The sequence below is a fragment of the Bradyrhizobium sp. CCH5-F6 genome, from assembly GCF_001556045.1.
Taxonomy (GTDB): Bacteria; Pseudomonadota; Alphaproteobacteria; order Rhizobiales; family Xanthobacteraceae; genus Bradyrhizobium.
In genome coordinates this window covers 15,524-30,844 of record NZ_LSIC01000187.1, presented here as the reverse complement: position 1 = coordinate 30,844, position 15,321 = coordinate 15,524, and the positions used below count along the sequence as shown (strand labels likewise).

The 15,321-nt window shown below is 59.1% G+C and carries 18 protein-coding genes; 10 read left to right on the top strand and 8 right to left on the bottom strand.

Annotation, left to right across the window (positions count from 1 at the left end; all coding sequences use genetic code 11):
• Positions 1–153: 153 nt before the first annotated feature.
• The gene (locus AX729_RS32240; RefSeq protein ID WP_046847871.1) at positions 154–1,563 is read right to left on the bottom strand and encodes a DUF2130 domain-containing protein; all 1,410 of its coding nucleotides are present in this window, start codon (positions 1,561–1,563) and stop codon (positions 154–156) included.
• 811 nt (positions 1,564–2,374) lie between these two features.
• Here AX729_RS32240 and AX729_RS32230 point away from each other — a divergent pair.
• Together AX729_RS32230 and AX729_RS32225 are read left to right on the top strand one after the other, a co-directional pair.
• Positions 2,375–2,689: a hypothetical protein gene (locus AX729_RS32230; protein WP_046847874.1), complete on the top strand. Its 315-nt coding sequence runs from the start codon at positions 2,375–2,377 to the stop codon at positions 2,687–2,689.
• Between the two features lie 28 nt (positions 2,690–2,717).
• Positions 2,718–3,278 carry a hypothetical protein gene (locus AX729_RS32225; RefSeq protein ID WP_046847875.1) on the top strand — a complete coding sequence of 187 codons (561 nt, stop codon included), beginning with the start codon at positions 2,718–2,720 and terminating at the stop codon, positions 3,276–3,278.
• A 75-nt stretch (positions 3,279–3,353) separates the two neighbouring features.
• Here AX729_RS32225 and AX729_RS32220 read toward each other — a convergent pair whose 3' ends face one another.
• The 5 genes from AX729_RS32220 to AX729_RS32200 are packed head-to-tail and all read right to left on the bottom strand — an operon-like array spanning position 3,354 to position 6,894.
• The gene (locus AX729_RS32220) at positions 3,354–4,733 is read right to left on the bottom strand and encodes a metallophosphoesterase family protein (RefSeq protein WP_046847876.1); all 1,380 of its coding nucleotides are present in this window, start codon (positions 4,731–4,733) and stop codon (positions 3,354–3,356) included.
• The gene (locus AX729_RS32215) at positions 4,726–5,025 is read right to left on the bottom strand and encodes a hypothetical protein (RefSeq protein WP_046847877.1); all 300 of its coding nucleotides are present in this window, start codon (positions 5,023–5,025) and stop codon (positions 4,726–4,728) included. The genes AX729_RS32220 and AX729_RS32215 overlap by 8 nt, the downstream gene beginning before the upstream one ends.
• 15 nt (positions 5,026–5,040) lie before the next feature.
• On the bottom strand, positions 5,041–6,036 hold the full coding sequence (locus AX729_RS32210) for a caspase family protein (RefSeq protein ID WP_046847878.1): 996 nt from the start codon (positions 6,034–6,036) through the stop codon (positions 5,041–5,043).
• Between the two features lie 17 nt (positions 6,037–6,053).
• Positions 6,054–6,380 (bottom strand): TIR domain-containing protein, encoded by a 327-nt coding sequence (locus AX729_RS32205; RefSeq protein ID WP_046847879.1) that lies wholly within the window; start codon positions 6,378–6,380, stop codon positions 6,054–6,056.
• A gap of 31 nt (positions 6,381–6,411) precedes the next feature.
• Positions 6,412–6,894: a toll/interleukin-1 receptor domain-containing protein gene (locus tag AX729_RS32200; RefSeq protein ID WP_063817320.1), complete on the bottom strand. Its 483-nt coding sequence runs from the start codon at positions 6,892–6,894 to the stop codon at positions 6,412–6,414.
• A gap of 219 nt (positions 6,895–7,113) precedes the next feature.
• On the opposite strand from AX729_RS32200, the gene AX729_RS32195 reads away from it, so the two are divergent.
• The 4 genes from AX729_RS32195 (at position 7,114) to AX729_RS32180 (ending at position 10,869) form a co-directional block, all read left to right on the top strand.
• Complete coding sequence (locus AX729_RS32195; RefSeq protein WP_082528932.1) at positions 7,114–8,283, top strand: Fic family protein; 1,170 nt, start codon at positions 7,114–7,116, stop codon at positions 8,281–8,283.
• Positions 8,284–8,441: 158 nt separating this feature from the next.
• A complete protein-coding gene (locus tag AX729_RS32190; RefSeq protein ID WP_046847880.1) occupies positions 8,442–8,828 on the top strand; it encodes a TIR domain-containing protein in 387 nt (128 codons plus the stop codon).
• Positions 8,825–9,793, top strand: coding sequence for a caspase family protein (locus tag AX729_RS32185; protein WP_046847881.1), 969 nt, complete (start codon positions 8,825–8,827; stop codon positions 9,791–9,793). The genes AX729_RS32190 and AX729_RS32185 overlap by 4 nt, the downstream gene beginning before the upstream one ends.
• 47 nt (positions 9,794–9,840) lie before the next feature.
• Positions 9,841–10,869 carry a hypothetical protein gene (locus AX729_RS32180; RefSeq protein WP_046847882.1) on the top strand — a complete coding sequence of 343 codons (1,029 nt, stop codon included), beginning with the start codon at positions 9,841–9,843 and terminating at the stop codon, positions 10,867–10,869.
• A 112-nt stretch (positions 10,870–10,981) separates the two neighbouring features.
• Here the strand turns inward: AX729_RS32180 and AX729_RS32175 are convergent, their stop codons facing one another.
• Together AX729_RS32175 and AX729_RS32170 are read right to left on the bottom strand one after the other, a co-directional pair.
• Complete coding sequence (locus tag AX729_RS32175) at positions 10,982–11,869, bottom strand: ImmA/IrrE family metallo-endopeptidase (RefSeq protein ID WP_046847883.1); 888 nt, start codon at positions 11,867–11,869, stop codon at positions 10,982–10,984.
• A gap of 2 nt (positions 11,870–11,871) precedes the next feature.
• Positions 11,872–12,198, bottom strand: coding sequence for a helix-turn-helix domain-containing protein (locus tag AX729_RS32170; RefSeq protein WP_046847884.1), 327 nt, complete (start codon positions 12,196–12,198; stop codon positions 11,872–11,874).
• A 151-nt stretch (positions 12,199–12,349) separates the two neighbouring features.
• Here AX729_RS32170 and AX729_RS32165 point away from each other — a divergent pair, with 151 nt between their 5' ends.
• The 4 genes from AX729_RS32165 (at position 12,350) to AX729_RS32150 (ending at position 15,248) form a co-directional block, all read left to right on the top strand.
• Entirely contained in the window at positions 12,350–12,559 is a 210-nt protein-coding gene (locus tag AX729_RS32165) for a hypothetical protein (RefSeq protein WP_046847885.1), read from the top strand.
• 250 nt (positions 12,560–12,809) lie between these two features.
• On the top strand, positions 12,810–13,292 hold the full coding sequence (locus AX729_RS32160; protein ID WP_502686931.1) for a toll/interleukin-1 receptor domain-containing protein: 483 nt from the start codon (positions 12,810–12,812) through the stop codon (positions 13,290–13,292).
• A gap of 215 nt (positions 13,293–13,507) precedes the next feature.
• Positions 13,508–14,347, top strand: coding sequence for a type IV toxin-antitoxin system AbiEi family antitoxin domain-containing protein (locus tag AX729_RS32155; RefSeq protein ID WP_046847887.1), 840 nt, complete (start codon positions 13,508–13,510; stop codon positions 14,345–14,347).
• Positions 14,337–15,248 (top strand): nucleotidyl transferase AbiEii/AbiGii toxin family protein, encoded by a 912-nt coding sequence (locus AX729_RS32150; RefSeq protein WP_046847888.1) that lies wholly within the window; start codon positions 14,337–14,339, stop codon positions 15,246–15,248. The genes AX729_RS32155 and AX729_RS32150 overlap by 11 nt, the downstream gene beginning before the upstream one ends.
• The last annotated feature ends 73 nt before the right edge of the window (positions 15,249–15,321 follow it).

Here is a 15,321-nt window from a genome sequence, read left to right as displayed (position 1 = left end):
GAATCCCCGGGCGACTTCATATCGGTACACCCGGGCGACTTCGTCGGAATCCGCACATATCTTCGGCTAACCGCCGCCCTTCCGGCGTCAGACCGTGAAATCGTGAATTCGATTACACGATTTCGCGCGCACGGACTCACTACTTTAACCGCCTCACTCCGCGGCTTCGGCAGGCGGGCTCTTAAGCTCCGCGAATTTCGCCGCCATCGTCGGATTGCCCCGGGTCAGCTTCTTGATCGTCACGTCCTGTGCCTTGTCATTGGCAAGGCGCAGGTTGCGATCCGCACCGATCAAGGCATCCTTGGTCTTCTGCAGGTGGTCGATCGACTTATCGATCTCGGCGATTGCCGTCTGGAAGTGCCGCGAAGCAAGATCATAGTTCTTTGAGAATGCTGCCTTGAACGTTTCGAGCTGGCTTTCAAACTGGGTGATGTCGACATTCTGCGCTTTCACGAGCGCAAGCTCGGTCTTGTACTTCAGCGAACTGATGGCCGCATTCCTCAGGAGCGTAATCATCGGCAGGAAGAACTGCGGCCGGATGACATACATTTTCGAGTAGCGGTGAAAGACATCGACGATGCCAGCATTGTAGAGCTCGTTGTCCGGTTCAAGCAACGAGACCAGGATGGCATATTCGCAGCCCTTCTCGGTCCGGTCCCGGTCGAGCTCCTTGAGGAAGTCTTCGTTCTTGCCTTTCGTGGCGGTTTTGTCACTCTCGTTCTTCATCTCAAACATGATCGAGATGATCTCTGTGCCGGCATCGTCGGAATCCCGGAAGATGTAATCGCCTTTGCTGCCAGTCCGCGCGTCGTTGTCTTTCTCGAAATACGCCCGCGGAAACGCCATCGAGCGCACCCGGTTGAACTCGGTCTCGCAGTGCTGCTCCAAGGTCTCACCGACCATCTTGGTCGAGAGGCGGGCCTTCATATCCTTGAGACGCTCGATCGCGTCATCGCGATCCTTGATCTGGGTTTCGTACTTGTCCTTGAGCGACTGCTCGGAGAGTTGCTTTTCAAGCTGCACCTGCTTGATGCCGTTCTTCAGCTCATCGCGCTCTTTCTCGATCGCACCGACCGCTTCAGTCACGGCGAGCTTCTTCTCAAGCTCGACGGCCTGAAGCTTGGCCTTCAGCTCCTGGATTTCTTTTTCCTTGGCAGCAGCAATCTTGTGCTGCTCGCTCGCCAGGAGCGCGTCAGCAAGCTCCGAGGCCGCCTTCTTTTCGCGCTCGGACTCGGCCAGCGCGTTCGCGAGCCTGTCCCGCTCCTTTTCGACGGCGCTGAGCGCTTCAGCAACCGCGAGCTTCTGGGCAACGCCACTCCCCTCAAGCTTGGACTTCAAGTCCTGGATTTCAGCGTCTTTAGCAGCCGTTGTCTTCTGCAGATCGCTGCTTACCTGGGCCTTGGCCAATTCAACGGCGCTCTGCTTGTCGCGCTCGGCCAGCTCCAGCCGTTCGTGGAGCTGCTCAGCGAAATCCGCGTCACGGACCTGCTTCAGGATATCCGCGTAACCGGACTCATCGACCTTGAAGGCCTTGTCACAGTGGGGACAGATGATCTCGTGCATGGTTCCTGGCCGGATCGTGGTGGCTGCTGTTGTCATTCAAAATGGGACGGGCCGACAGAATCGGCCGCACGAGAACAGAATTACGACGAGCGAATTTGGAGGGTCAAGTCAAGCGCTGTGGTTTTGCGCATTTTGCTCGGGCAATCCCCCGCGCGGCGACCAACGAGGGCGCTAGGGATGAGTTGTCTCCCCTCGTCGCTGACGGCATCGAAGCCATGATCGCCTCGATCAGGGAAAGCTCGCCGTGGAAGCCGACCGTGATCCCTGGCGGGAAGCAATGAGGTTACAGATAGCGCTGGTTGGCTGCTGCGCTGTCGTGAGGTATGCTGCTCGCAGCGCTGTTAAGGGCAGCGCAGACCCCGTGCCTGAGCGGGGCCTTTTGTTTGATAAGGACTTCTGGATCGTGGAAGCCCAAAATCGTGTAATCGTGTGCCCGATTACACGGTCGCCGCTTTAACTTCAACGCCATCGTCAATTATCTTGCGCAAGAAACCTAAGAAGAAGCCGGAGATGAGTTAGACGAGATGAAATTCACGATCGGCGATGAGACTGATAAGGCGCTCTTCATCGCCCTGAAGCACGAATTTCTGCGCTGCGATGAGGCCTTCAGACAGTTCGCCTCCGCGGGGGAAGACCTAATCATGCAAGGGCAGGATCGGCGGCGGGCTTACAAGGCGCATGACGCCTACGCGAGATTCGTCCACCACCTTTATGAATTTGCGCTCTGCGCCATTGCACGCGATCGTCACGCCATTAGCACGCTGCAGGCTGTCAATGCTGACAAGTACATTGCCAGCTATTTGCAGAGTCATTGCCGAAGAGACGGGACGCCATCCTGGACGGCACGGCCCCCAGTTGGGAAAATCACATCAGCGCATTTCCCGAGAGCATCCCGCCATCACTGCCCACCGAATTTCGCCGCGCCAGGAACATTGCGCTCGCGCATGCTGGGATCAAGCGACCGAAGCTCAACATGTCGGATTTCTACGATCGGTTCCATAAGTTCCTGCACATCTTTTACAAGGATGCGCAGAGTTGGTGGGGCCGAGAGGCAGACGAATTTCCTGATCTGGAAGAGATCACGACGTTCTCGCTGATGATCTCGCAAAAGCCGCCGACCAGCTAGCGGCGAGCTGCGGCGACGATCGGGGCCGATGGGTCGTCCGACCAGCACGACCGACCAACTCCATCAGCTTGTCGAAGTGCTCCAGCGGTATGTCGGCCATGCTGGGAGCGATCCGGCGCCCCAAACTCTGGGTCGAAGCGCTGCGATCAATGCAGAGATGCAAGATGACATGGTGGTTCGGGCAAAGCCACTCGTACTCGTGATCGGGTTTATCGAAGCCATGTTCGAACTGCTCGTTCAGGGGCACGACATGGTGCGCCTGCGCGATTGGTTCGAATCCCCCGCAAACAAAGCAGGCTTGTCGGCGTCCTGGTTGAAATTCCAAACGGGCAGCAGCGATCCAAGCACGCTTTTGCGCAGAGCGCTCGGCGACCAACTTGCGCTGCACCGTGCCAATACTAGCCGCAAGCATGGCGCGCTGAGATGGATTCAGGAGCTGGTTCGCCCGCGATATCCACTCCTCAAATGTTTCGCCCTCAAGGAAGGGAAAGTTGGACGAAACTTCGAGCTTAAGTCCCTCGACAAGGGCCGCCGTGTTGACCCGCTGCATATCGGTTCTCCCGGGCCGATGATACAGAGCCGCCGCTGATTCGAGGACAGTGATTAGTGCAGACGATCGGGCAACAGCAGCGCCATCCGTGAAGGCTTCGCTGCCAGCCTGGGGCTAACGAAATGATTCGCTGTACATCAGTTCGCGGCCTTTAGCCGTCGATTGATAATACTCGGCTCTGCATAGATCGGCTTCGAGGCTTAGAAGCGCGTAGCCGTGATTGTAAACGCCTCCTCGCGTCGCGAGCCGCGACTGATCAATCAAAGCTGGTGTCTCTGTAAGACCGGAGACCGGTTTGTAGATCTCGTCAATGACGGAGACAGGGACAGCGCCGTGGCCCACGCAACGGCCTCGCTCCAGCCCGGCAAATGGCTGGTAGATGCTGAGAGTGTGCTCATGCCCCCAGAACCAGGCGGCAATCGCCTTTGTTGCTGTCATCTGCTGAAAAGCTTTGAGCAGCAAGGGATTGACTGCAGACCGCTTACCCTGCGGATCGGCGGCCCCAATGGGAGAGAAAGCAGAGAACAACTGGTGATGAGACAGCAGGATGGTCCGGCCGGAGAATTCCCTGATGCGGTCGCAGTGCCAGTCCAGCTCATCTTCTTCAAGGTAAGTGAGTGCGCCAGCGACAGCGGCCGGATTGTCATCGTGCAAACCGGTATCCATGGCGAGCAATTGCCATTTCTCGTCCGCTGATCGCAGACAGAAGAAACTGGCTGGCTGCGTGAAGGGCGCAGGGTTCAGCTTCGTTATGAGGTCGTAGAAACCCACGCCTCCACAGTACATATCGTGGTTGCCTGACAGCGAAAACACCGGCAACGCCTTGTCCTTGCGGAGAATGGAGTCGATCGGATCGATGAAGTTCGATTGACATTCCGCGGCTGTGCCCGAGTAGTAGATGTCGCCGAGATGCAAGAGTATATCGGGATGCTCATCGGCGATGCGCTGCAAGACCTCGATGGCAGGTATGGCTCCCGTGCCCCAGTCTCCCATCAACGCGATACGTGAGTTGGCCTTGATCTCGATCGTCTTCGGACCGACAGCGGGCGCCGGGACGTAAGGAATGGGCTTACGCTTGCCGTTCTCGAAAAAGCGCCTGTATTCCACCAGGGTGCTGAACCATGCGGGATCGCAAGTCCCGGCGGTGAACTCGTTCTCGAGTTGCTGGATGGCGTTGGCATCGGAGGCCGCCAGCGCTTTCATGTAGCGCCACCCCCATTCGGCACAGACCTCAGCAATGCCGGACTTCGACAGTTCTCGTGCAGAGGGCCCTGCTGGGGAAGCAGGCGCCACACCTCCCGTCGCGCGACTATATTCCCGCTCGGCGATGTCCGCCGCGATACCGGGGAGAGTGCTGACCATGGATCGCTGCAGCCCGGCACGGCTCCGGGGAGCCGCGGCCGCTCCCTTGTCGATTTTCTTGGCAATTTCAGTGACGGCCGATTGATACAGGGAAAGGAGCGGGTCACGGAAGCACTTGAATGATTCAGGCATTACCTTCGTTTTCTCCGCGAACGCGCTGCAGCCAACGCTTCAGGATCGGCAGATATTTCTGCACCTGCTCGCGGTCGCTGTCCTTTTCTTCGTTTGTGAGCTCTTCGTACGGGGTGTTGATCAGGCGTTCCCACCGAGCAACAAGCTCTGCCGGCAAGACCACTGAACCGTCGGGGCGGCGCTCGCCTTTTTCATGAACATAGCGCTGCCAGTGCGCCCAACGCCGATGCTCAAGCGCGGCAAGCTCTTCGATCAACGAGGCGAAGGATACAGTAAATTGCTTGTCGGACATCCCGCCTCCCCGGTCTCAGATGAGCTTGTCTGCTACCAATCGACGATAATGCTCGCCCAGAACTGTCAGCTCGCACGACTTGCTCTCCATCGCTGCATGCCACATGTGGGGCGCATCGACGGGCCGAACCAGATTCACTCTGACATAGTTCTGGAGCACCTTGAAGATGGCATTCCTTATCGGGTCGGGCGGCGGGATCGCTGGATCGTCGCGCTTTTCCTGTGATCTTTCCGGCTCATAGGACGGATCAAGCTGGAACTTGAATCCCGGTTGCGGGAAGTGGATGGCGAGCTGCAGAAGCTCTTCGAGAGCAATCGGCGGTGTGGCCTTGCGCAACGACACAAACGACCGGACGTTGGTCTTGAAGACGGGACGCTGACCACCCCATGGTCCCAGCGATTGGTCGATATGGGCGTATACGCTGCCGGGCGTGACATCGCCAACCAGATTGGCCGCCGCCCCGTTCAATGCATCGACAAGCAGGTTGGTGAACACGCCCGGCGCCCCGTTCCCGCCCTCGTATGAGTATTGGTTCTCGGTCGACGCGGTCAGAAGCGTCATGCCCTCGCCGATCTCCGCGAGACCGCCTTTGCCGGCCTGGTTGCCCGCGATTCCGCCATGGCAGCTATCCAGGATGATGATCTTGTTCGCCGCTTTCGATGCCTTCGCGAACGTCATCACATCACTGAGCGCCAGTCCGTCATCGCCGTCCCGGCAATCGCTTGCACAAAGGTAGCCGCCGGTCGTGTCGACGTACCCATGGCCGGCGAAATACAGGAGAGCGATCTCGGAAGGGTCTGCGAACAGTGCCTCGATGGCGTCTCGCAGCGCCCGCCGGGTGATCAGGTTGTGAGCGCCGGTGGCGGTCAGCACCTTCGGTGTCGTGAAATTCGTTGTTCCGTCAGCATTTCGGGCCAGAACGCCGGCTACCGCATCTGCATCACTCACACATCCGCTGAGCGGGGTGAGGTCGTGATAGTAATCGACGCCAACGATAAGAGCCTTGCGCATGTCCGGCTTACAGGGAGTCAGGTCGACACGCCCTGAATCTCCGTGCGGTCATCGCTGTAGGCCCAGATTCCACGAATCTTCTTGCCCTCTTCCTTCGCGCAGGCGATTTCCCACTTCTGCCCGGTCGAGGAGGTCGAGTTCTTGCTGACGAGGACGATGACGCCATCGGATCGGCGAATGCGCGTCCGCACCTTGTCTTTCCAGCCGCTGTCGTACGTCTCCTTCACCGACATATCGATGAACTCGTACGGAGCGCGCGGATGAAGAGACTGCCCCTTCAGCAAATCGCGTTGCTTCACGTCCTCGATTGCAAAGGCAACAAAAACAACTTTCGTGGCAGCCATGCTGTCTTCTCCTGATACCAAGGTTTGTTGCTCAAGGCTGCCCGAGAGAAGCCTTCAATGACGTATGAAACGATCGGAAGCCTTGCGCGCGGGCCGTCAATCGATCGCCCTTTTGGACGCGATTTTCGACCAGCAGTTCTGCGCGTTTTGATTCTCGGACATAGGCGTCAAGGTCCGCCCTTGTGCGGAGGTAAGGCCATTTCTGCAGAAATTCCGGCACCGTGGCGTTGCCGGAAACGAACGAGGCCAGAAATCGCTCTTTCTCGGTCGCGACCCCGATTTCCCACGGCACCCACCAGGAGGCTTGGGTTTGCGCACTGATGACCGCCAGCAACTGGGTGCACTTTTCCATTTGGGCCCGGATGTAGTCAGCGAGATCCGGCCCACTCTTTCCCAGTTGCGCGTCGATGCCGTCCAGGTAGACGAAGAGGCCATTGGCGGTAAGATGTGCCGCAATGGCGCCAGCTTGCTCCGTGTCCTCTTTTTTGTGTGAAATAAAGACCTTAATCGGCATCATTTCCCTCCTGCCCGCGGGAACATTTATAGAACAAGGGCCGAGGGTGCAACCCTTGCTGCGCAGGAGGGGAACTTTTCCACAGAGGTAGTGGAGCAGGCAGCGGGTTACGAGGATTTTTGCCCGCCAAAGCGGCAATAAAACCGGCAAATCATGCTGTCTTAACTTATCTTAGTGCCTCTGTTTGCTTTACTATTTGGCGGCAAAGAAAGCGGCAAAATGAACGTATCAGCGATGGAACCCCTCCTGCCCGACGACCGGCAGGAACTCGAAGACCTGGCCACTGACCTGGTTGCCAAGGCCAGCACCCTGGCCGGCCGCCTTCATCCCGTCATGCGGGGTTCCGTCGGCGACCTGGTGCGTTCGATGAACTGCTATTACTCGAACCTCATCGAGGGCCACAACACCTTGCCTATCGACATCGACCGCGCCCTTCACGACGACTTCGCCAGGGACCCGGAGCGCCGCAACCTGCAATTGGAGGCGCGCGCCCACATCGAGGTGCAGCGGATGATCGATCGCGGTGAAGCCCCCTCGCCCGTGCTATCCGTCGACTTCATCGTCTGGACGCACAAAAACTTCTGCGAACGCTTGCCCGAGGAGCTGCTCGTCGCCGAACACCCCACCACTAAAGCGAAGATCAAGATGGTCCCGGGCGAGCTGCGGAAGGACCACGTCAAAGTAGGCGCGCACATCCCGCCCCCTCCCGCAGACCTCCCCGCGTTCTTGGCGCGGTTTGCCGAAGGCTATTCCTCAAAGCATCTTTCGCGGCTGCGCAAGATCATCGGCGTTGCCGCTTCCCACCATCGGTTGGCCTGGATACACCCGTTTCTTGACGGTAACGGCCGAGTGACGCGCCTGTTCTCGCATGCGCTCTTGCGCGAGCTGGATGTCGGTTCTGAGCTGTGGGCCGTTTCGCGCGGGCTGGCGCGACTCGTCGCCGATTACAAGGCCAACCTACAGGCGGCTGACGAACCGCGACGCGGCGATCTCGATGGGCGCGGCAATCTCACGATGGCCGGGCTCATTGATTTCTGCAAATTCTTCCTGACGACCTGCGTCGATCAGGTTGACTTCATGGCCGGGCTTCTGGAGCCAGAAGAACTGCTCAGGCGTATGGAGATTTGGACAGAAGAGGAAACCCGCGCAAAACGGCTGCCAAAGGGCTCCTGGCCTTTACTGCGTGAAGCCGTCATGGCTGGTGAGTACGCGCGAGGCCACGCGCCGGCACTCACGGGCTATGAAGAGCGACAGGCTCGGACCGTCCTCAATGCACTTATTGAAAAGGGCTACCTGGTCTCGCCGACCACGCGCTCACCTGTGAAGCTCGGGTTTCCGACAGCCCTCGTCGATCGATGGTTTCCAAGACTGTATCAACCTGCCGTCTAAAGCCGGGCAGATGAGCCATAATTCGTCGCGAGATACCTCCGGCTTGGGCGTTCCGCCGGCCCACCCTCGACTGTCGCCAGTATCCCACAAGGATTTCCCTTTGCAATTTGACGTAACTCCCGGCTTTCTCCACAATCGCGGCGAGAAGGAAGAATCATATGGCAACAAAGAACAGAATTTTCATCGCTTTCGCCGTCGAGGACAAATGGGCCCGGGACTACCTGGTAGGCCAAGCCAAGAACGAGAAGAGCCCATTCGAATTCGTCGACATGTCAGTGAAAGAGCCCTGGGACGAACAATGGAAAACAAAGTGCCGGTCGCGCATCAAGGGCTGCGACGGCACGATTGCGTTGGTTAGCAAGAACACCAAGAACGCGGCCGGCCAGCTCTGGGAGATCAAGACGTCGAAAGAAGAAAAAGTTGCCGTTCGCGGCATCTACACAACGTCAGATGAGCGCCCGACCTCCCTCCCCGCCGAGCTTTCCGGCGTGTCGGTTGTTGGGTGGTCCTGGGCCAACATCAAAGCCTTTCTCGACAAACTGTGAGCAAGCGCGCCTTACTCGTCGGCATCAACGAGTACGACAACGTCACGCCGCTTGGTGCCTGCGTTGCGGACGTGCAGGCTATGGACGAGCTCATCAGCTTTCATGCAGATCAGTCGAGGAACTTCGACACCCGTCTGCTGACGAGCCCGGGCAAACAGCGCGTAACTCGGGCGACGTTGAGGACGGCATGGGACGATCTCTTTGCCGGGTTCAACGGTGATGTCCTGTTCTATTTCTCCGGCCACGGCGCGACCACGTCGACGGGCGCTTACCTAGTCACCCAGGAGGGTAGCGAGGGCGATCCCGGTCTGGCCATGGATGACCTGGTCAATCTCGCCAACAAATCCAAGGCGAGTACTGTTCTTCTCATCATCGACTGCTGCTTCAGCGGTTCGACCGGCAATATCAATCCCTTTCAGAACGGCGGGATGGAAAAGGTCCTGCTGCGAGAGGGCGTAACGGTTCTTGCGGCGTCCCGGTCCGACGAACCTTCTATGGAGGTCAACGGTCACGGCGTTTTCACGAACCTCGTGTTGGGCGCGTTGCGTGGCGGTGCTGCGGACGTCCGCGGCCGGGTTTCCGCGGCCTCGATCTATGCCTACGCTGAGGCCGCGCTGGGAGCTTGGGATCAGCGTCCGCTGTACAAGTCTCACGCGGCGCATCTTGAGCCCGTGCGGCTTTGCGAACCTAAGGTCGACCATCGGACGCTGCGCGAGCTGGCGAGGTATTTTTCAGGGCCGGAGCACGAGTATCAACTCGATCCGACCTTCGAAGAGACCAACGTCGGGGCGGCAAAGCCCGAGAACGTCGCCATCTTCAAGAAGCTGAAGCAGTATCAGATCGCGGGCTTGGTCCGGCCGAAAGTCGGAACGGATCTGTATTGGAGTGCTGAGCGGTCGGGCTTTGTGCTTCTCACCGACCTCGGAAAGTTCTACCTGCAGCTTGTTCAGCGGGGTCGACTGTAGGCCCCCTGCTCTACGAGCATGAGCGCCAATAACGGGAGTGCGTTGACATGGCCGGCTTCGAGGACACTCGGCTTTTTCCGTACTACCTCAACAGCCGGCGCCTTGGCTTGCTCGCTGACGTCAATTTCGCAGTCGAAGCGCAAAACCCCCTCGTCGAAAATTCGGGCGAACGGGTACTGGCAATGAGAGACGTTACCGCCACGGCTCAAGAGCTGCTGCGACACGGTAGGTTTCCAAATCTCACCGAAGTTGTTGCCATGAAGGACGTCGAAGGCAAACGCGTCCTGGGTTTCGTGTGGGGCGTATTTTCGTTTTCCGGCGCAGCCGAGGCAAGCAGGCGGGCGCAAAAAGGAAAGCTGCCCAAGAACGCGACCCTAAGAGGAAACATACCTCTGGCGACAACCGAATACGAAATGTTTGGCGAAATGAGCAACGAGCATTTCTTCTCGGACACCTCGGTCGGGGTATTGAAGGGCAAGAAGCGCATGCTTGTTGCCGGCCACTTCGAATTCAATGGTCAAAAGGCCGAAGTCTTTCCTTACATCATCGGCGAAGAGATTGAAGGCGCTGTCCTTCCCATGCCCATCGCCACATCGATCCGCATCTATCCGCAGCAAATTGACCAATTCTCACGAGTTGAGCAGAGGCCGCAGCCAACAGCCGCTGACCTCAGAGCAATCGAGAGCATGCCCGAAGCAGCGGTCAAACAGGCCTTCGCCGACATCATTGGGGAGCCTTACGTGTCGAAGGATTGGGGTGGCGAGAAATCCGACCTGCAGACCGCGCGCTTGACGATCGACGACAAGCCGACGTCGGCAGCCTTTATCTTTAAAGGACCGTCCGTACCTGGCCCACTCCATCCCGGCAACATGGGCAAACGCGGCGATCAGCTCATCCGTGCGTTCGAAGAGCCGGTCGATCTAATCGTGGTGCAGCACTGCAACAAAATTGAGAACACAGTGGTTCGAGTCACGGAGAGCCTTGCTTACGATCCGCGCCGGCCACGACGGTACTGCATCATCGACGGTGCCGAGACAGCGCAAATTTTGTCTGCCTACGGCAAGCTGAACGGATAAAGCGAAAGGTAGCCTTACGATGGTCCCAGACCGTGTCGGAGCCAGCCTTTGGAAATCGCTTCCCGGCGTGTCATTGGAGATGAAGCCGAACATCGCAAAATCGCAAATGCGACTAGCGCCAGCGCGCCTGCTGATCTCTGAAGCGCTGCGTCGACGTCCGGTCATCATCCGCCTCTTCGGCCTCCTCGATTTCGAGCCAGAGCATCAACAGCGCATATCCGTCCTGCTGAGGATACACCTGCTCGAAGAGCTCCGCCCGTTGCCCTTGCTTGAGGTCGACCCAAAGCTCGGGAATGATCGATGACAATTCGCTGGCGACGCGCTGGCGCACATCCTTCGCGTAGAAGCTAGATGCCCGCGGCACGGGCTTGCCGTAGGCTGCCGAAATCCATGGGAATGTCGGTCCCTTGTGGGCGCGTCGGACGATGCCGTCCTTGATCACCACGATGGCCAGTTGTTCGGGGTGATAGCGGGCGTAGGCGCGGGCGGCCGCCTCTTTGCTGACGTCGAAATGTTTCGCGACCAGAGGGATGTGTGCAAGCGTCGGATCACCCTTCGGGATGAATTTCCGCAGCGACGGCGGCGGGATCAGGAGAAGGCCGGAGAACTCGTTCGCCTCGGCCTCCATGCGAGCATAGCGGTCGCCCTGGTCGGCCGACCATTTTGCCATGTCGGCCCGTGAGCAAAGGAATTTGCCGGGCTCTACCGGCTTGTGAGACACAATTAAGAAGTGCCCCAGCTCATGCCCGATGGTGAATCTGCGGCGCCCAGAAGGCGCCGCGCGGTTGACGAGGATGAAGCCAGTCGAACGGGCGTCGTCGGTCACAAGGCCGCCTTCAAAGCCCTCGGTCTCAAGCGGCGCGATCTTCTCGATATCGAGCTGCTTGGCCAGCTCTTCAATCGGCACCGGTATCGGCAGGCCCTTCTCGACGGACAGTATCTTGGTGACGAGGCCCATCGGTGAGCCCGTGTCGGCCAAGTCCATCCGCGAGATCTTCATGGCTACCCCTTGGGCTTGCGGCTCTTCAGGTGATCCATCATGGCCTGAATGGCCTGGCGGTCGGCAGGACTCAGCTCGTTCAACTCACGATACATGGCCACGACCTGCGGATCGGCCCCCTCGCCTGTCGGATTCTCGCCGATCAAGTCGGCGACGCTGACGTCGAAGCATTTCGCCAGCCTGGTCAGAAGCTCGATGGACGGATTGCTGCTCTTGCCGGTCTCGAGGTCCCAAATGTGCGCCTTCGACGCGCCGACCTCATCAGCAACATCTTGAAGTGACTTCTTTTTTTTGAGTCTTAATTCTTTGATTTTTGAAGCCAGCGCCATTCAGACCTCTCGTCGAATCGTAACGGCGCGGTTTAGGACCGCGCCGCTATCAGACGATTTTGTACCACACCAGTTGACGGGACGCAAACTGTACAGATATAGTTGTACGGAATCGTCGACTCAGTGTCGGGGATAGAAAGGATCAGTTTCGATGACTAAGCACTGCAATAGCGGCCTGGATGATCGCTGCCGCGACCAGGATGGCGAGATTCGCCAGAAGCGTGGCGACACCCTCGTGGGCACTCTGCGCAAGACCTACGGGCCCGACTTCGCGCCCAGCGTCCGCAGCGACATGCGCCTCGACATGCTGCGTGAACGCATGGGCGGCGCATCGCTGTCGCAGATTGTCAAAGGCAAGTAGGAGACGCAGCGTGGCTAGATGCACAGCACCAGTAGAAGGCCATCGCTCAGCCAGCGCTGCGGCGAACTGCCCGGCATGCCGGGGAAGTTGGGGGCGCCGCTACGGTGGCCACAGCTACAGCTCGTACTCGCCCCCATCTTACTACTCGTCCCCGTCGTACTCTTCGTCAGGAAGCAGCTCGGGCGGCCGAAGCAGCGGCGGTGGGTCTGGCAGTCGCGTAAGGGCCAGATGGTCGCGACCCGGCTCATCCGTGCTGTACACGCCGACCGAGGTGCGCGAGCTCACTCCAGTCCGCGAGGCCGTTGAGAAGCAAGCGACCCTTGACCTTCGAGATATGTTTCTTTGCCATGCGTGGGACGACCGGCAGGGCGCAGCCAAACAATTGCACGATCTGCTTGAGGCACGAGGCGTCAAAGTATGGTTCAGCGAAAAGGACGTTGGCCTTGGCGTTCCATTGATGCGCGCCATCGACAAGGGCCTGGCGAACTCGCGGATTGGGATCGTATTGGTGACCCCTGCGTTGCTGCAACGCCTCCCAAAAGAGAGCATCGCCGACAAGGAGCTTTCGGTACTGCTCGCCGGTGCGCGCATCGTTCCCGTTGTCCACCAGACGACGTATGAAGCTCTCAGGAACATCAGCCCTATGCTTGCCTCTCGGACCGGTCTCGACACTGCAGAAGAGTCGATGGCGGACGTCGCCACCAAACTCGCCGAGCTAGTTGCCCTCCCTTAGCGCGATTTCCAAAGCGGCCGGCCGGAATTCGCACAAGCAGTGCGCGCGCTGACATGGCTGCGGTTAGGCCTTCAGGCCCGTGGAGCACTACGAAATCACACGGTACTGGGGCCGCTGGGCCGGTTTACGGAATATTAATTTCACGTATCATAGCTACGTAAATCGCCTAAAACTTAAACTCGCGCTTGGTTTGAAAACTCGCTATTTTACGTAGTATGGCGACGCAATTACTAGGAAAGCTAAACCACCTCCGCCGGGATCTCCCGGAGGGGCTGCTCGTTGACGCGGCTTGGCTGAGCAAGCACGGCTACTCCACCAGTTTGGTCAGCAAGTATGTCGCGGCCGGCTATCTCGAACGGCCGGCCGGCCGTGTGTACCGGAAGCCGCGCGGCGCCTTGAGCTGGGAGCAGGCCGTCATATCCCTTCAGACACTTCTTTACCGCACGCCGCTGGCCGTCGGCGGGCGAACGGCGCTGGCGCTTCAAGGCTACGAGCATTACCTGCCTCGCGTCACGCAACAGGTGCACCTCTACGGACCATCCGCGCCACCCGGTTGGCTCTCGAAGCTTCCCCTCTCCGTCCACTTCGTCTTCCACAACAGCACCAGGTTCTTCTCGCCGGAAGCGAGCCTGCCGCCCCAAGGCGATCTCAACCGCGCAAACGTCGCGGCCGAGAAGGAAGCGGCCGAAAAGGGCTTCGTCATCCAGTCATGGGGGCAATGGCGCTGGCCGCTGGTGATCTCTTCGCCGGAGCGGGCGCTCCTCGAAGTGCTCGACGAGCTTCCCGATCACGAGAGCTTCGAGGCCGTGGACAAGCTGGTCGAGAGCCTCTCGACTCTAAGCCCCAGGCGCATGCAGACATTGCTGAAGGCGTGCCAAAGCGTGAAGGCCAAGCGGCTGTTCTTCTTCTTTGCCGATCGCCATTCGCATGCCTGGAAAAACAAGATAAACAAGGATCACGTCGATCTCGGAAGCGGCAAGCGCATGCTGGTCAAAGGTGGCGTGTTCGACCGCACCTATCAAATCACCGTGCCGAAAGGGCTCGATGCCGTTTAGCGACCAGTATCGCAGACAGGTCACTCTGCTAATCCGCGTCGTCCCGCTGGTCGCGCAGGAAGACTGCTTTGCGCTCAAGGGCGGGACCGCGATCAATCTCTTCGTCCGCGACCTGCCCCGCCTGTCCGTCGATATCGACCTCACCTATCTGCCGGTGCAGCCGCGCGACCAATCGCTCAAGGAGATCGAAGCCGCGCTCAGGCGCATCGCCGGCCGCATCAAGGCGCAAATCGCCGGGTGCCAGGTCACGGAAGGCTCGGCCGAACGCCGCGTCAACAAGCTGTTCGTCCAGCTCGGCGCCGCGACCGTCAAGATCGAGGTGACGCCGGTCCTTCGCGGCTGCGTCTATTCCGCGAAAACGCAATCCGTGACCGCGACCGTCGAGGACGAATTCGGCTTCGCTGAAATCCAAGTCGTCTCGCACGCCGACCTCTATGCCGGAAAGCTGGTCGCGGCGCTCGACCGGCAGCATCCGCGCGACTTTTTCGACGTGCGCGCTTTGCTCGCCAACGAGGGCATCACCGACGATCTGCGAAAGGCCTTCGTCGTGTACATGCTCAGCCATCACCGACCGATGGCGGAAGTCCTCGATCCACCGCGCCGGGACATGAAGGACGACTACGAACACGGCTTCGTCGGGATGACCGAAGTGCCCGTCCCCCTCGCCGAACTGGAAGAGACGCGCGAGGTGATGATCAAGGCTATCGTGGGCGACATGCCGGACGCGCACCGGAAATTTCTGGTCAGCTTCGAACAGGGCATGCCGGAGTGGGATCTGCTAGGGCTGCCCGGGGTGCCCAATCTTCCGGCCGTCAAATGGCGCCAGCTCAATCTCGACAAGCTCTCCAAGGAAAAACGTGAGGCGCTCGTAGCCGCGCTGGAAAAAGCGCTCGGCGTATAGCGGCTCGCTGCCGCACCTGATTGTTCGAAGCCTTCAGCTCACATCGATCGGGACGTGCGTCACACGTCTTTGC

What these genes read in the sequence shown, in the direction of transcription:
- AX729_RS32205 (WP_046847879.1), bottom strand. Translation starts at nt 6,380, where the DNA reads ATGGCTGCCACGAAAGTTGTTTTTGTTGCCTTTGCAATCGAGGACGTG.
- AX729_RS32210 (WP_046847878.1), bottom strand. Translation starts at nt 6,036, where the DNA reads ATGCGCAAGGCTCTTATCGTTGGCGTCGATTACTATCACGACCTCACC.
- AX729_RS32150 (WP_046847888.1), top strand. Translation starts at nt 14,337, where the DNA reads ATGCCGTTTAGCGACCAGTATCGCAGACAGGTCACTCTGCTAATCCGC.
- AX729_RS32170 (WP_046847884.1), bottom strand. Translation starts at nt 12,198, where the DNA reads ATGGCGCTGGCTTCAAAAATCAAAGAATTAAGACTCAAAAAAAAGAAG.
- AX729_RS32180 (WP_046847882.1), top strand. Translation starts at nt 9,841, where the DNA reads ATGGCCGGCTTCGAGGACACTCGGCTTTTTCCGTACTACCTCAACAGC.
- AX729_RS32165 (WP_046847885.1), top strand. Translation starts at nt 12,350, where the DNA reads ATGACTAAGCACTGCAATAGCGGCCTGGATGATCGCTGCCGCGACCAG.
- AX729_RS32215 (WP_046847877.1), bottom strand. Translation starts at nt 5,025, where the DNA reads ATGTCCGACAAGCAATTTACTGTATCCTTCGCCTCGTTGATCGAAGAG.
- AX729_RS32240 (WP_046847871.1), bottom strand. Translation starts at nt 1,563, where the DNA reads ATGCACGAGATCATCTGTCCCCACTGTGACAAGGCCTTCAAGGTCGAT.
- AX729_RS32175 (WP_046847883.1), bottom strand. Translation starts at nt 11,869, where the DNA reads ATGAAGATCTCGCGGATGGACTTGGCCGACACGGGCTCACCGATGGGC.
- AX729_RS32190 (WP_046847880.1), top strand. Translation starts at nt 8,442, where the DNA reads ATGGCAACAAAGAACAGAATTTTCATCGCTTTCGCCGTCGAGGACAAA.
- AX729_RS32155 (WP_046847887.1), top strand. Translation starts at nt 13,508, where the DNA reads ATGGCGACGCAATTACTAGGAAAGCTAAACCACCTCCGCCGGGATCTC.
- AX729_RS32200 (WP_063817320.1), bottom strand. Translation starts at nt 6,894, where the DNA reads ATGCCGATTAAGGTCTTTATTTCACACAAAAAAGAGGACACGGAGCAA.
- AX729_RS32225 (WP_046847875.1), top strand. Translation starts at nt 2,718, where the DNA reads ATGGGTCGTCCGACCAGCACGACCGACCAACTCCATCAGCTTGTCGAA.
- AX729_RS32195 (WP_082528932.1), top strand. Translation starts at nt 7,114, where the DNA reads ATGAACGTATCAGCGATGGAACCCCTCCTGCCCGACGACCGGCAGGAA.
- AX729_RS32220 (WP_046847876.1), bottom strand. Translation starts at nt 4,733, where the DNA reads ATGCCTGAATCATTCAAGTGCTTCCGTGACCCGCTCCTTTCCCTGTAT.